Source organism: Pontibacter saemangeumensis, from assembly GCF_039541895.1.
GTDB classification, from domain to species: Bacteria; Bacteroidota; Bacteroidia; order Cytophagales; family Hymenobacteraceae; genus Pontibacter; species Pontibacter saemangeumensis.
On the sequence record NZ_BAABHC010000016.1, the window covers coordinates 377,290 to 390,457 of the forward strand.

Genomic DNA, 13,168 nt, shown 5'->3' on the forward strand with positions numbered 1-13,168 from the left:
AGTGGTACCCGCTACTGTTGCCATATATAAAGCTATATTATGCCAAAGATTAAATGAGTACAACTGCCTTTTTTATCCAACAGTGGCAAGAAGCCAGGACACGGTTCAGCAGGCAACTACCTGCGCTAACAGCAAGCGACCTGGCAAAGAAGCTGGCGCCTGCCCCCAACTCCGCCGGTTTCCTGATCAGGCATATAGCCGATGTGGAGTTGCTTTTCGCCAAGAATGTATTCAATGCCCCGGACATAAAAGTAGTTGCCAAAACAGTCATTGACCAACACGACACCGGCCAGTGGACAGACCTGCAGGACCTCAAGGACTACCAGCAGTCAGCTTTTGAGCAGCTGTCAGCCGTGCTAAGCCGGCAGCCGGACGATTCGTGGGAGGAAAAAATCACGACAAAAGAATTCGGGGAGAAAAGCAAGGCGGAAGCACTGGGCAGGATAGTTTCGCACACGGCCTACCATGCCGGGCAGTTAGCGATGATCCTGAAGTATGGGCAGCCTGCGCTGTAACGAATGGCTATATATAGCAGACTGATGTTCACGCCTCTGTTCACCTCCACAGGATATAACAGACTTTTCTGTCGGATTTGATCAACCAGGCTTCTTCACAAATGACAACAATACAAGCGGCGCCACCTTCAAAGCTACCGAGGACATATCCCTGAGCCGCTAAGTAATGCTGCATAAAACAGATCGGATCAAAGAGCTCCTGCAATACAAGGAGCAGAGTGTAAGCGAGATCGCTAATCGGCTGGGCTACAGGAGTGTGCAGCACCTGTCGGCCCAATTCAAGGAAGTGATGGGCGTTACCCCAAGCCGCTACCGCAATCAGGGAGGCCCGGCCCGAAAACCTATCAACTTGTTAAATACTTAGCGAATTGATTTTCTTTGGTAAAGAATATATAAACGCAAATTTTTTCTTTAACAAAGTCTATTCGGCGTGGAATTATGATAGCCGTATATATAGTGAGCGCCTATATTTTATATAGATGAAATATGTCTATATTTTATCTATAAACAAAGGTAAAAGCACCTTTTTAATAACAGGATATGGACCACGACCAGCACCACCACACAAACAAAAGCCACCGTCATGAAGCTCAACAGCAGAAAGACCAGGTAACGGAGCGGCTGGAGGAAAAGACGCTGCACGGCCACAGTGAAGCCATGGAAAGTGACACTGGCGGCCATCCGCCCCACGAAGGTCACGGAGGCTACGGTGAGGGCGGGCACGACCACCACCGCATGATGATCGAAGACTTCAGGAAGCGGTTCTGGATCTCGCTGGCGCTCTCTGTCCCTGTCATCGTCCTGAGCCCGATGGTGCAGCACATCCTAGGCTTCTCACTGGACATCCCCTACAGCATGTATATCGCCTTCGCCCTTTCCAGCGTCATCTATTTCTACGGGGGCTGGCCCTTCCTGACGGGGCTTGTGGAGGAAGTGAAGAAAGGATCGCCGGGGATGATGACGCTGATCGGCGTGGCCATCACCGTGGCCTACGGCTATAGTTCGGCTGTGGCGTTCGGGCTGCCAGGCATGGATTTTTTCTGGGAGTTGGCCACGCTGATCGTGATCATGCTGCTGGGGCATTGGATCGAGATGCGCTCGGTGCTGGGAGCTTCCAGGGCGCTGGAGCTGCTGGTGAGTATGATGCCGGCAGAGGCCATGCTCATCAGGGACGGCGAAACCGTAAAGGTGCGCATCGAGGACCTGCAGAAAGGGAACCTGATCCTGGTGAAACCCGGGGAGAAGGTGCCGGCCGACGGCATGGTGGAGGACGGCGAAAGCCACCTGAACGAGAGCATGCTGACCGGCGAGAGCAAACCGGTGAAGAAAACGAAGGGCGAGAAAGTGATCGGTGGCTCCATCAACGGCAACGGTTCGCTGCGGGTGCGGGTGGAGCACACGGGCAAAGAAAGTTACCTAAACAAGGTGATCACGCTGGTGCAGGAGGCGCAGAAGACAAAGTCGGAGACGCAGCGCCTCGCCGACCGAGCCGCCAAGTGGCTGACCTACGTGGCCCTCACCGCCGGCTTCGGCACGCTGGCGGCTTGGCTGCTGCTGGGGCAGGAGTTCTCCTTTGCCCTGGAGCGCATGGTCACCGTCATGGTCATCTCCTGTCCGCACGCATTGGGGCTGGCCATTCCGCTGGTGGTGGCTATTTCCACGGCTGTTTCAGCTAACAACGGCCTGCTGATCCGCAACCGCACCGCCTTCGAGAACTCCCGCAAGATCACCACTGTCATATTCGACAAAACCGGCACCCTCACCCAGGGTTCCCATGAGATCGCCGCCGTGATCACCTTCCCTAACACCCTCGACGAACGGGAGATGCTGCGCCTGGCGGCAAGCGTGGAGCAGAACTCGGAGCACTTTATCTCTCAGGGCATCCTGCGCAAGGTGAAGGAAGCGGGCATCTCTGTGCCGCCCTCAGAAGCGTTCAACTACCTGCCTGGCAAAGGGCTGGAGGGAAAGGTAGAGGGCAAGGACGTGAAAGTGGTCGGCCCAAACTACATCAAGGAATTTAACATACAAGTACCCGCCAGCGAAGCCGAGGAAGGCGTGGAAACGGTGGTGTATGTGCTGGTGGACAAACAACCCGTGGGCTATATCACCATGCGCGACCAGATCCGGGAAGAGTCTGCGGGCGCGATAAAGGTGCTGAAAGCGCACGGCATCAGGAACCTGCTGCTCACCGGCGACAACGAGCGCGTGGCCAAAAGCGTGAGCGACAAGTTGGGCATGGACGGCTACCTGGCCAATGTGCTGCCGCACCAGAAGCAGGAGAAAGTGAAGGAACTGCAGGCACAGGGGGAATTCGTGGCCATGACGGGCGACGGCGTGAACGACGCCCCTGCCCTGGCGCAGGCCGATGTGGGCATCGCCGTAGGCTCCGGCACGGATGTAGCCGCCGAGACCGCCGACATCATCCTGGTGAACAGCAACCCCCAGGACATCGCCTCGCTCATCCTTTTCGGCAAGGCCACCTACCGCAAGATGATCCAGAACTTGATCTGGGCCACCGGCTATAACGTGATCGCGCTGCCGCTGGCCGCGGGCGTGTTGTACCAGCAGGGAATCATGATCTCGCCCGCTGTCGGGGCGGCGCTGATGAGCCTGAGCACGGTGATCGTGGCCATCAACGCGCAGCTGCTGCGGAGGGAGATCAAATAATACGCTGGACTCATAAAGAAGCTGCCCATGAAGAAAAAGCATTCAGCCAGCATTCGAGGCACCCTGAGGGCAAGCGGACTTGTGCTTTTGGACGGGTTTCTGCTGAACCTGATCTGGGAGAATGCGCAGGCTCCGCTTTACCTCGATTATAGTGGGTTTTACAGCCATTTAAAGATATGCTTTGTTGCCGCTGTGGTTGATGCGCTGGTTATCCTGCTACTTTACCTGTTATTGGTAGCTTACAATCAGAACCTGTACTGGCCAATGGGTGCAGGGCCGTGGCAATATTTATTCCTCACGCTTCTCGGTGGGCTGTTAGCCGTATGGTTTGAAAAATGGGCTCTACAGGGGGGCGAGTGGTCTTACACTGAGGTCATGCCCATTGTACCTGTTCTTCGCGTGGGGCTTTTTCCCCTGCTACAGCTTATGGTGCTACCGATTATTGCCTGTTGGGTTAGTTCCTGTATTGTCCGGCCGCATCTCACTTAAAAACTATCACCGTTGTATCGCCGAAAAGCGAACGCGCAAAACACATATAAACTTTATTTAACACAGATTAAATTTCTATACTATGAAAAACTTTATGTCAGCAGTTGTGGTGCTCTTCCTGTTAACAGCAACCAGTTGCCAGCGGGAGGCGACCGTCCAGGAAGTGATGGACACCGAGGCACAGCGTAAGGAAGTATACGCCACGATTATGGATAACCCGGAGATGCGCCAGGAAATGATGCAGACGATGCGCCAACATCCTGAAGGAGGTATGATGATGGGAGAAGGCATGATGGGGCGTGGCCAAATGATGGGCGACAGCGCAGGAATGCAGGGAATGGGCAGGATGAACCAGGAGAACATGCACGATATGATGCAGCAGATGATGACTGCTTGCGAACAGGATTCTGCCAACTGCCGGATGATGTCGCAGATGATGATGAACAATCAGCAGATGATGCAGAACATGATGCAACATATGCAGCAGAAAGGTATGATGGATGAGGCCTGCTATCAAAAAATGATGAACAACATGAAAGCAGGCATGAAAAAATAGCACAGTCGACCGGCTCTTTGAACTGGGGCTATAACTATGTGGATGAGCACCATAAGGAGCATTCTTTCCTGTTGGAGTCTAACCTCCAAAGCGATAAGTTTGCGATATACGGGCGCTACGAACTTGTTCAGAAATCGTCGGAGGAATTAGGTTTTGAGGATTGGAGTTAGCAGGATAGAGTTCAAATTTGTTGAATCTTCTTCTCCAAGGTAGTTCTAAAATGGGGGAGCCTACAGTTGTAATAGTCAAGATGTAAGCTGACATTCTGCACAATCGAACAATATATTAACTGACAGTTCTAACCTAACATTTCTCTTTCGTAATCCCCTCCCGCTTAAATATGGAGGGGTTGCGAAAGAGAAATGAACCTGTAATCTTGCTTCAATCAAATTTAGCAACTGTGTCAGGTCATATAGTGGCTATTACACTACAGTAGACCTCAAAAGTAGTCAGCATCACAACGTCCTCTGAAAAGTTTAGCTTCAGGTCTTTACGGAGCCTGTTTTAGATTTTTCAAGGTGGTCTTCAAGCACTTGTCTGGGGGTTCGCATAGTATTATTGCTCATATTGTGAATAATACGACTATCAGTTGGTTCATGCGCATTGCAATTTGCTTGTCTGCAGATTCCCCTCCTCGGAGGGGCAGGGGTGGGTTCTATAGAACATCTTCGTGCGCAGTATTCAGTTGATAATGGTATAAGGAAGTAGGAGTGGCAGCTAACCAACATCTAAATTGAATCGCCGAGGCGAAGACTAAGATTAAAACCTCACTGTTAAACCGCCGCCTGCTCCAAAGCGGTTGTCGTAGCTGCCCATCAACGAAAAGGTCTTGGACACCAGGTATTCAAGCCCCACGTTCCAGGTTGTTTCGCTCCGGTAGTTATCCACTTTAACCGTGCCTTCCTCCGGCTCAAAGTCATTTACCCAACCAAAGTCTGCCTGGTATTCATACTCGCCAAACAGGAAGGTTCGCGGCAAAATAAGCACTTCCCTGCCTACCCTTATTTCCGGGCGAAGCTTGTTGTCTACCCGCAGGTCGAGGTTGAACATGTAGGGCGTCAGGTACCGGATGCCAGCAATGGCGGTGGTCTCCACTTTATCCATACTATCCTCTTCCACGTTTTCCGCATTCACCCCTACAAAAATATTTAGATAATCGTACAGGAACCTGCCGTAGGTAAACTCTGCCTCCAGGTTCTTGTTCCAGCCATACTCCGCCGACAAGGTGAACTGGTTCCGCAGGTTCGACAGCACCATCCTTGTTTCCCCCATGTGCGAGGCTGCGTCCACGGCTCCCCAGAAAAAGAAATGGTTGCTCTTGTTTGTCAGGATCCGAAGCGGGTAGCCTTTCAGTCGCGGGTCGCGGACGGTGTCATAGCTGAAAATTCGGGCCATACCCGCATCCAGGTGGTACAGGATATGGCAGTGGAAAAACCAGTCGCCGTAATCGTTGGCGTCGAACTCGAGCACCACCTTTTGCATCGGCGCCACGTTTACCGTATGCTTGAGCGGCGAGTATTCCCCATGTTCATTTATTACCCTGAAGAAGTGGCCGTGCAGGTGCATCGGGTGGTGCATCATGGTCAGGTTGTTGAGCGTAATGCGAACCACCTCACCCTTTAGAATTTTGATTTTGTCTGCCTCTTTCAGCGGAACCCCATTCATGCTCCAGATGTAGCGCACCATGTTTCCAGTCAGGTTCAGGAGGATCTCACGCACAGGCTTGCCTTCAGCAAAGTCGGTTGGCACGGGAGCTTTCAAATAGTTATAGTTATACTCAGAAAACATGTCCATACCAGGCATCCCCTCGTGCTGCATCCCTATCCCCTTCCTGGCTTCCGGCTGGTTCATATGCGTGGTATCAGCAGCTTTACCATGTTTGCTGTGGTCCATTTTTGAATGATCCATTTCCACGGCAGCGGCGGTGTCTTTCTGCATTTCCTTATCGTGCATGGTGTGGCCCATTTTGGCGTGGTCCATACCCTTTGCAGCGGTGGTGTCTTTTGGCATCTGCATCTCCCTTTTCTGCTCCCCCATCTGATGATTCATCTTAGAGTGGTCCATCTTTTTAGCACCCGCCGTATCCTGCTTCATCTCCATGTCATGCTGATGTGTGGGCTTCTTCTGCTCTTCAGGTTTAGAATTATGCTCCATACTTTTTCTGTGGTCCATGTGCGTACCTTCCTCCATCTGCATCTCACCGTCCATGTCCATTCCCCACTCCTTCATCATCTCGTAAGGCTCTTCCTCGCTGGGGTTGAACTTGGTGGCCGGAGCGCCCATTTTCATATCCATGGCTGCCATCTGCTGCATCATGGCGATCTTATCAGGTCGGGGAACATCCGGTGCAGGTATAACAGGTCCCTGGCCGAGCAACGTAGAAGTATGGCCGGAGCCGTCCTGCGCGGTGGCCTTCATTTCCAGTTTACCGTTCTGCGGAATGGTTACTATAAAATCGTATGTCTCGGCTACTGCGATAAAGGTTTTGTCTCGCTTTACAGGTACCACGTCAGGGCCATCGGCGGCAATTAACAGCGGTGTATCCCCTCCGAAGGTGAGCCAGAACTGGCTGGAGGCAGCAGCATTGATCACCCGAAGCCTTACCTTTTGCCCCGGTTTATATTCCGGATACTCCCGTACCAGCTGCCCGTTACTAAGAAAGGCCGGGTAGTACACATCGGCGATGTCGGCACCCTCCATCCGCTGCTTCCAGAAGTTGAGCTGTGCACCCAATGCGCCCCTGGCGATTACCATACTTAATGGCGTGGAAGTGCCTTTCTGGATGTCGTATATTTCAAGTCCCCGCTTCAGCGTCTTCAGGACGTTTGTTGGTCTTTCATAGGTCCAGTCCGACAGCACGATCACCAGGTCAGAGTCATACTCCAGTTTTTGCTCCCGGTCCTCGATCACAATTGATCCGTATACCCCCATCTGCTCCTGCAGGCCGGTGTGGGAATGGTACCAGTACGTACCGGTATGCTTTAGCTCAAACTCATACGTAAAGGTAGTGACCGGCTCAACGGGTGGTGTGGTCAGGTAAGGTACCCCGTCAAAAAAGTTGGGCAACAGGATGCCGTGCCAATGGATAGAGGTCTCCACGTCCATCTTGTTCGTCACATGAATAACCGCATAGTCGCCGATCTTAAACCGCAGGGTCGGGCCGGGAATCATGCCGTTGATGGTCATGCCCATACTTTTCTTCCCGGCAATCTTCACCTGCTCCTGGTCAACTGTCAGGTTGTAGACCACGGTATCGGGCTGTGCTGCAGTATCTTTGGGAAAGTATGAAAAAAGTGCGGTAAGGATTAAGATCAGGATGTAGGAGTATGAACTTTTCACAGCGTATATTTTCAATGTTATGTTAATGGCAAACTGACTTAAATCAGGCTCTTCGGCAGACTTACTATATTCGGTAATTAGATCTGCTTATACTGTTATACTTATTGATTTCAGACCATGTTCTGATTCAGAGCCGATTAAGTGCTCAGCCATGGCGCGAGCGTTCTCTCCTGTTCCTGTTCTATAACTTTTCTGGGATATGAAGTTTAGTATATTAAGGATCGTGCACATGCCGTAAGTTTAGCGTTAGCGCAGCTTACGGCTTCACATGAGGTCAGTTTGTAACTGACGTTTTACCTATCCAACGTTTACGCCTTTACAAACTGGCTTTAACCATTACCACCAGTTCCCGCTGCGCTAAAACTGGCGGTATAACTTAAAAAAGGTAGTTCTCCGGCCCTTGGAGTCAAAGACTCAACACCCACTGTTAATCAAGAATCCGGAGATTCGCTCCATCTATATTGACTTCTGCAGCATAGCCATCAGGTTAGTCCTCTCAACTCCTGAGCCCCTCTACCCGTTTAGCAGACAGAAACAACAATGGTTTTATGAACTACCTCTACCTTGTTTTGGGCATCCTTCTTTTTGTACTGACGGTGATGGACCTGATCAAGACAACCTTCTCCTCCAACGGCGGAGGAAAGATCACCAGTGCCGTCTCGAAGGGGGTCTGGAATGTGTTTTTCGTTGCCTCAGGGAAAAACGGCAGATCAAAGCTGCTTAGTTACGCAGGCCCTGCTGTACTGATATCCATACTCCTGGTCTGGATCATCGGCCTTTGGGGCGGCATGTTCCTGATGCTGCTTTCTGACAAAAACTCCATCGTGAAAAGTAGCACTCTCGTTGTTGCTACTCCCCTAGAAAAGCTTTACTACGCCGGCTTCACGCTCTCTACACTGGGTGTGGGAGATTATATAGCTACTACTGATTCCTGGCGCATCGTCACCAGCCTTGCCGCTTTTTCCGGGCTGGCCTTTATTACCGCTTCCATCACTTATTTTGTGCCCGTACTCTCTGCAGTTGGGCTACAAAGCAAGCTAAGTTTATACATCAGTGGCATGGGCAAAACACCACAGCAGCTAATTCTCAACAGCTGGAACGGGAAAGACTTCTCTTCCTTTTTTGATACCGTTTCGGACCTGTGCCAGATGCTGATGCAGCACACCATGAACCACCACTCCTACCCGGTTATCCACTACTTCCACAACAACAAGGTGAAGTTGGCCATTACCCCTGCCATTGTGCTGCTCGACGAAGCGTTTCACCTGCTCAAATGTACTTCTTCAAAGGATGAGTTGAAGATGGAGATGCTGCAGACCACACTGGATACTTACCTGGAAACGATGCGGGAGAGCTTTCTCAAAAACGATGAAGCTCATTCAGATGCCCCAACGCCAGTCCTGGAGCCACTACAAAAGCAGGGCCTGCTGCAGGAAAATACGGAACAGGTAAAGCAGGTATTTGAGCGAGAGCAGAAGGATCGCCGTAAACTGCTTACGGCACTGCTGGAAAAAGACGGCTGGTCGTGGAAACAGGTTTATGGTTCTGGTGATTAATTATACTTTTTGGGAAGATTGTCTGTAGCTGCTGTCATTGCTTTTGCTCCCTGTTGCTGATTCGGATTTGCAAACCGGATATTTGGTAGTCATAGGATTTGTAATCCGAATCTTTAGTAGTCATCGGATTTGAAATCCGTTGCAGCTGCACCTTCAGCTCGGGAATGTTTAATCGGTTTGCAGCAGCCTTTGCAAGGCGGATTACAAATCCGCAATAAAAATAATTCTGATTGCAAATCCGAATCAGCGGTAGTCGGCGATAACTAAAACTTCAGAGCATCTTCCTTGTTTACTCTCTCGCTAACTTTGGTTTTAACCCGACTGGGCCAGAGGCCCAAACTATAGTAAACACGAGCGTGGACGCTCACGCTATGAAATCCTGATTTCATGAGAGTTACTTCTACTGGAATCAGCCGAAACTAAAAAGCAATTTCCACCTACAACCTTCCTGTAAAAACGTAAAACCAATCAATAACCAAAAGAAGCGAATCATGTGGCACATGGACGATGATTTTTGGGTCATGCATTGGTTCTGGTGGATGTTCTGGATCATAGTTGCTATCATCATCTTTGCTTTTTTCTGGTACATCCGGAGTAAACGTACCAGCAAAGAAACTCCCCTTGACATACTTAAGCGCAGGTATGCTGCCGGGGAGATAGACACAGCAGAGTATAACATCCGAAAAAGAGAACTGGAAAAAGGCAGCTAAGCCTGCGTATGCGACTTTTCTTTCTCACCAGATTGTGTCTGCGCATGGTTGATTGCCGCTACCAGCACGACACCCCCAAGTATGTTCCCGATCAGAGCAGGTAAGGTATAGGTTAGCAGCACATCTCCCCAAGTGGTCTCCCCCATAGCAGCAATGGTAAAAGTTTCCATAGACCCTGCGATGACATGGCTGAAGTGCCCGATGGCCACCACGTAAGTAACAAGTATAACGATCCACACCCGAGCCGAGCCTGCGTGAGGCAACAGCCATACCATCAGCGCAATAAGCCAGCCGGCAAACACACCTCGCAGCAGCACGGTGCCAAAGCCCGGCTTCATGGCTTCATGACCCAGCTTGGCAAAGGTATCAAGTATATGCGGGTCAAAGGCCGACGTGTGCGCTACGGTTAAGGCGACCAGTAATGTACCCACCAGGTTGGCTAACAGCACCACGCCCCACAGCCGCATCACGTTCCTGAACTTTTCCAGTGTTTTATCGTGCAGCAGCGGCAGGATGGGTGTAAGTGTGTTCTCCGTGAAAAGCTTCTGCTTGCCAAGTATAACAATAACAAAGCCCACGCTGTAGCCGAAGCTGGAAACCAGCACCGTCCATTTCGCCTCCGGCAGGTAAGCCTCCAAAATGCCTTCCACGATCATGGATAAACTCATGGACAAGCCTGCTGCCAGGCCAGACCAGAACAGGTTGGATGTAGGGCGCTCCAGCTCCGATTCTGCCTCCTTGTAGATGGCATCATGTATAGCTGTGGCAGAAGGAGAATTACCGATCTCTTTTACCTGCTCATGGGCATAGTCTTCTTTTTCGGCTGCCATACCTATATGCTCCTGCTCTTACGCTTCATCTTTCCCATGCCCATTAGTGCCCCTATCAGCCCTCCTAAAGCAATACCCACCACTGCGCCCACAAAAGTACCTACCGCAGTACCTGATGTGGCATATTGCCCCAGGTCTCGGATGGGCCAGGCACCGGAAGAGATCATGTAGCCCATGAAGCCAAGTATAAACCCAAAAACTATAGCCCAGATGATGGCCATTTTCAGGATGGCAGGGTGATACATAACGTGCCCTTCCGGGTCGTAGTTGGTGTAGCCTACAATTAAGTCTGCGTCTTTCTTATCGGTAGTATTTTTCATTTCTGTTGTAACGTGTCTGCTTCTGAAAGAGGTTTAGCTGCCTTAGGATTCTTGAAGGGCGATAACAGGAAATCTACTTCCCGCTGTGTAGCCTCTGATACGGTGCCTGTGTCGCCGATGATCCAGGCAAAGTTCAAAATGGTTTCCTGCGGACCTGTCGGAAAAGGTTTTACCATGGTGAGGTAGCTGTTTACGGCTTTGGGTACGCTGTCCTGCGCCACCAGAAGTATAGGCCCGTGTTTGCCCATGTGCCCCAGCACCGCCGCAGGAATCATGTCCAGCATGTTGTCTGCGTTGCCGATGATGAAATTGTGACCGGCCTGCGCAATACCCCATCCCAGGCCCCTTGATTCCTGGTTTTAGGTTGACAATTTTACCCTTGAGGTCCAAGTAGGGCTCCGGCTGCAGTTGGCTATCCTTCACCACGCGCACCTCTCCTATCTGGTCGAGGATGAAAAGCCTGTCGTCATTGGGTGGCTGTGTCAGGAAAACGGGTGAGACGAGGTCAGAGGCGATCAGTTGCAGCCCCACCGAATCGATCAATACCTGCTCTGTGGATGCAGTAGCCGTGTCTGTTTCTTCTTCAGAGGATGGAGTGGAGGTGCAGGAGAAGCATAGCAGCAAACCTGCCATGGCGTAGAGTAAGTCATTTTTCATAGTCTATAGCTTTAACGAAGATAACCAGCGTTTTATATCAGCCAGGTATTGTTACAGACGGTTTAAATAACTTTATAGTTATCTTTGCTCGGCGTTCTATTTTTCGTGCTGCTCTAAGTACCTGCCTTGTGCCCCTACTCCTTCTATATAAGCCAGTTGCGAGCCAAAGTGGCCGGTCATACTCACAAAAGTGGCTGCAGCAACAATCACTAAAGCCGTGATCAACTCTGCCGCTAGTTTTCTGTTAAAAAAAAGTAGCTCACCGACTTTAGCACAAGACCGATGCCACTAAGCCGTAAAGTGTAGGTAGCATATCTTTCATGTATTTCAACCACCTGCTGCGTTCGCTTTGGCAGCCCCTGCGTGTGTGGGTGCACAAAATATACAGCCACAATGGCTCCTACAAAACTCCGACAATTAAGAAGCTGTTTTAAAAGGTTGTTAAGCGGAAATAAAGAGTGCCGTCATTGGTTAAGACAATTATTCGGCCAACTACCCAAAACCTTTGTGAGCACCAACCACAAGAAGGAAAAAAGAAAGAGTTACCCAAGCGACATGAGTAAAAACGGCTGGAAAAAGCTCAGGCAGGCCATGCCGGTTGTGCCGTCAGGCAGCAAGCACGGCGGGCGCCCTGCTGCAGACATAAGAGAAGTGATGAATGCTGTTCTGTATATGGTCAAGACGGGCTACAGCTGGCGCAGCCTGCCGCACGACTTGCCCTGCTGGCAGACAATGCACGGCTATTTCAACCGCTGGAGCAAGGGCGGCAGTTGGGAGGCGATGAACTGCTTTCTGGCTAAAAAGGCCCGCACCAAGGCAGGCTGCCTGGACTCGCAGAGCGTCAAGACCCCGGCATGCGGCGGCCGGAACCGTGACTACGATGCCGCAAAGCAGATAAGGGGTCGCAAGCGCTTCATCCTGACTGATACGCAGGGCTTGCTGCTGGCCGTGTGGCTGTGCGCGGCGAGCGTATCGGAGAAAATGGGGGCCAAGTGCCTGCTGCGCTACCTGCGCCGCTCCTTTAACCTCGGGGAGCTCTGCAGTCAGGTAAAGCTGGTGTGGGTGGACGGAAGATACCGGGGAGATGATTTGAGGCGCTTTGCTCAAAGTAGGAAAGGCACTGAATTCAGCCGTTAGGTTCCCATCCCCGAAGACTTTCTCAATAACGCTGTTCACCACCGAGTCCTGACTTGTCGGGCTATTATCATGACCTGCTGCGGAGGAACTACCTGTGGCTAAACTAACCATTATCAGTAAAGAGCCTGCATTAAAAGCTTTCTCATAATCACAGCATTTACCGTTGTTTAAAAAAGAATTGATCGGCGGCTGTAAAGGGAACTGTTTACTAAAAATCACCACGACCATGAAACGCGTTTCTCTCATCACCGCCTGCAAATGCACAGAGAGGTACTCGTAGAACACGAAGCGTTGGCTACATCCTAATTTACTTGTACTTTCCTCCTGAGGGGGCTGCAGGTGTTGGGCGTATATGGGAACGTCCTTCTCATCCAGCACCATGAGTTTTTGCC

The 13,168-nt window shown here is 51.0% G+C and carries 14 protein-coding genes; 10 read left to right on the forward strand and 4 right to left on the reverse strand.

Annotation, left to right across the window (positions count from 1 at the left end):
• Window positions 1–53: 53 nt before the first annotated feature.
• The 6 genes from ABD920_RS15570 (at window position 54) to ABD920_RS15595 (ending at window position 4,397) form a co-directional block, all read left to right on the forward strand.
• Window positions 54–515: a DinB family protein gene (locus ABD920_RS15570; protein ID WP_345160343.1), complete on the forward strand. Its 462-nt coding sequence runs from the start codon at window positions 54–56 to the stop codon at window positions 513–515.
• Window positions 516–681: 166 nt separating this feature from the next.
• Window positions 682–879, forward strand: a complete 198-nt coding sequence (locus ABD920_RS15575) for a helix-turn-helix domain-containing protein (protein ID WP_345160344.1) — start codon at window positions 682–684, stop codon at window positions 877–879.
• A gap of 176 nt (window positions 880–1,055) precedes the next feature.
• Complete coding sequence (locus tag ABD920_RS15580; protein WP_345160346.1) at window positions 1,056–3,182, forward strand: copper-translocating P-type ATPase; 2,127 nt, start codon at window positions 1,056–1,058, stop codon at window positions 3,180–3,182.
• 27 nt (window positions 3,183–3,209) lie between these two features.
• On the forward strand, window positions 3,210–3,671 hold the full coding sequence (locus ABD920_RS15585; RefSeq protein ID WP_345160348.1) for a hypothetical protein: 462 nt from the start codon (window positions 3,210–3,212) through the stop codon (window positions 3,669–3,671).
• Window positions 3,672–3,765: 94 nt separating this feature from the next.
• Window positions 3,766–4,227, forward strand: a complete 462-nt coding sequence (locus ABD920_RS15590) for a hypothetical protein (protein ID WP_345160349.1) — start codon at window positions 3,766–3,768, stop codon at window positions 4,225–4,227.
• Between the two features lie 38 nt (window positions 4,228–4,265).
• Window positions 4,266–4,397: a hypothetical protein gene (locus tag ABD920_RS15595; protein ID WP_345160351.1), complete on the forward strand. Its 132-nt coding sequence runs from the start codon at window positions 4,266–4,268 to the stop codon at window positions 4,395–4,397.
• Between the two features lie 589 nt (window positions 4,398–4,986).
• On the opposite strand, the gene ABD920_RS15600 is transcribed toward ABD920_RS15595, so the two are convergent.
• Window positions 4,987–7,566 (reverse strand): multicopper oxidase domain-containing protein, encoded by a 2,580-nt coding sequence (locus tag ABD920_RS15600; RefSeq protein WP_345160354.1) that lies wholly within the window; start codon window positions 7,564–7,566, stop codon window positions 4,987–4,989.
• A gap of 548 nt (window positions 7,567–8,114) precedes the next feature.
• On the opposite strand from ABD920_RS15600, the gene ABD920_RS15605 reads away from it, so the two are divergent.
• Together ABD920_RS15605 and ABD920_RS15610 are read left to right on the forward strand one after the other, a co-directional pair.
• Entirely contained in the window at window positions 8,115–9,122 is a 1,008-nt protein-coding gene (locus ABD920_RS15605) for a potassium channel family protein (RefSeq protein WP_345160356.1), read from the forward strand.
• A gap of 500 nt (window positions 9,123–9,622) precedes the next feature.
• The gene (locus ABD920_RS15610; RefSeq protein WP_345160357.1) at window positions 9,623–9,832 is read left to right on the forward strand and encodes an SHOCT domain-containing protein; all 210 of its coding nucleotides are present in this window, start codon (window positions 9,623–9,625) and stop codon (window positions 9,830–9,832) included.
• On the opposite strand, the gene ABD920_RS15615 is transcribed toward ABD920_RS15610, so the two are convergent.
• Genes ABD920_RS15615 through ABD920_RS15625 form a run of 3 tightly spaced genes read right to left on the reverse strand, consistent with a single transcriptional unit; the run spans window position 9,829 to window position 11,266 of the window.
• A complete protein-coding gene (locus ABD920_RS15615; protein WP_345160358.1) occupies window positions 9,829–10,662 on the reverse strand; it encodes a formate/nitrite transporter family protein in 834 nt (277 codons plus the stop codon). The genes ABD920_RS15610 and ABD920_RS15615 overlap by 4 nt on opposite strands.
• 2 nt (window positions 10,663–10,664) lie before the next feature.
• On the reverse strand, window positions 10,665–10,982 hold the full coding sequence (locus tag ABD920_RS15620; protein WP_345160360.1) for a hypothetical protein: 318 nt from the start codon (window positions 10,980–10,982) through the stop codon (window positions 10,665–10,667).
• A complete protein-coding gene (locus tag ABD920_RS15625; RefSeq protein WP_345160361.1) occupies window positions 10,979–11,266 on the reverse strand; it encodes a hypothetical protein in 288 nt (95 codons plus the stop codon). The genes ABD920_RS15620 and ABD920_RS15625 overlap by 4 nt, the downstream gene beginning before the upstream one ends.
• Window positions 11,267–11,433: 167 nt before the next feature.
• Here ABD920_RS15625 and ABD920_RS15630 point away from each other — a divergent pair, with 167 nt between their 5' ends.
• Window positions 11,434–11,622 (forward strand): hypothetical protein, encoded by a 189-nt coding sequence (locus tag ABD920_RS15630; RefSeq protein ID WP_345160363.1) that lies wholly within the window; start codon window positions 11,434–11,436, stop codon window positions 11,620–11,622.
• Window positions 11,623–12,146: 524 nt separating this feature from the next.
• Entirely contained in the window at window positions 12,147–12,776 is a 630-nt protein-coding gene (locus tag ABD920_RS15635; RefSeq protein WP_345160364.1) for an IS5 family transposase, read from the forward strand.
• The last annotated feature ends 392 nt before the right edge of the window (window positions 12,777–13,168 follow it).

Bases quoted from the DNA above. Each gene is read 5' to 3' on its own strand.
- ABD920_RS15570 (WP_345160343.1), top strand. From the start codon at position 54: ATGAGTACAACTGCCTTTTTTATCCAACAGTGGCAAGAAGCCAGGACA.
- ABD920_RS15575 (WP_345160344.1), top strand. From the start codon at position 682: ATGCTGCATAAAACAGATCGGATCAAAGAGCTCCTGCAATACAAGGAG.
- ABD920_RS15580 (WP_345160346.1), top strand. From the start codon at position 1,056: ATGGACCACGACCAGCACCACCACACAAACAAAAGCCACCGTCATGAA.
- ABD920_RS15585 (WP_345160348.1), top strand. From the start codon at position 3,210: ATGAAGAAAAAGCATTCAGCCAGCATTCGAGGCACCCTGAGGGCAAGC.
- ABD920_RS15590 (WP_345160349.1), top strand. From the start codon at position 3,766: ATGTCAGCAGTTGTGGTGCTCTTCCTGTTAACAGCAACCAGTTGCCAG.
- ABD920_RS15605 (WP_345160356.1), top strand. From the start codon at position 8,115: ATGAACTACCTCTACCTTGTTTTGGGCATCCTTCTTTTTGTACTGACG.
- ABD920_RS15610 (WP_345160357.1), top strand. From the start codon at position 9,623: ATGGACGATGATTTTTGGGTCATGCATTGGTTCTGGTGGATGTTCTGG.
- ABD920_RS15615 (WP_345160358.1), bottom strand. From the start codon at position 10,662: ATGGCAGCCGAAAAAGAAGACTATGCCCATGAGCAGGTAAAAGAGATC.
- ABD920_RS15620 (WP_345160360.1), bottom strand. From the start codon at position 10,982: ATGAAAAATACTACCGATAAGAAAGACGCAGACTTAATTGTAGGCTAC.
- ABD920_RS15625 (WP_345160361.1), bottom strand. From the start codon at position 11,266: ATGCTGGACATGATTCCTGCGGCGGTGCTGGGGCACATGGGCAAACAC.
- ABD920_RS15630 (WP_345160363.1), top strand. From the start codon at position 11,434: ATGAAAAGCCTGTCGTCATTGGGTGGCTGTGTCAGGAAAACGGGTGAG.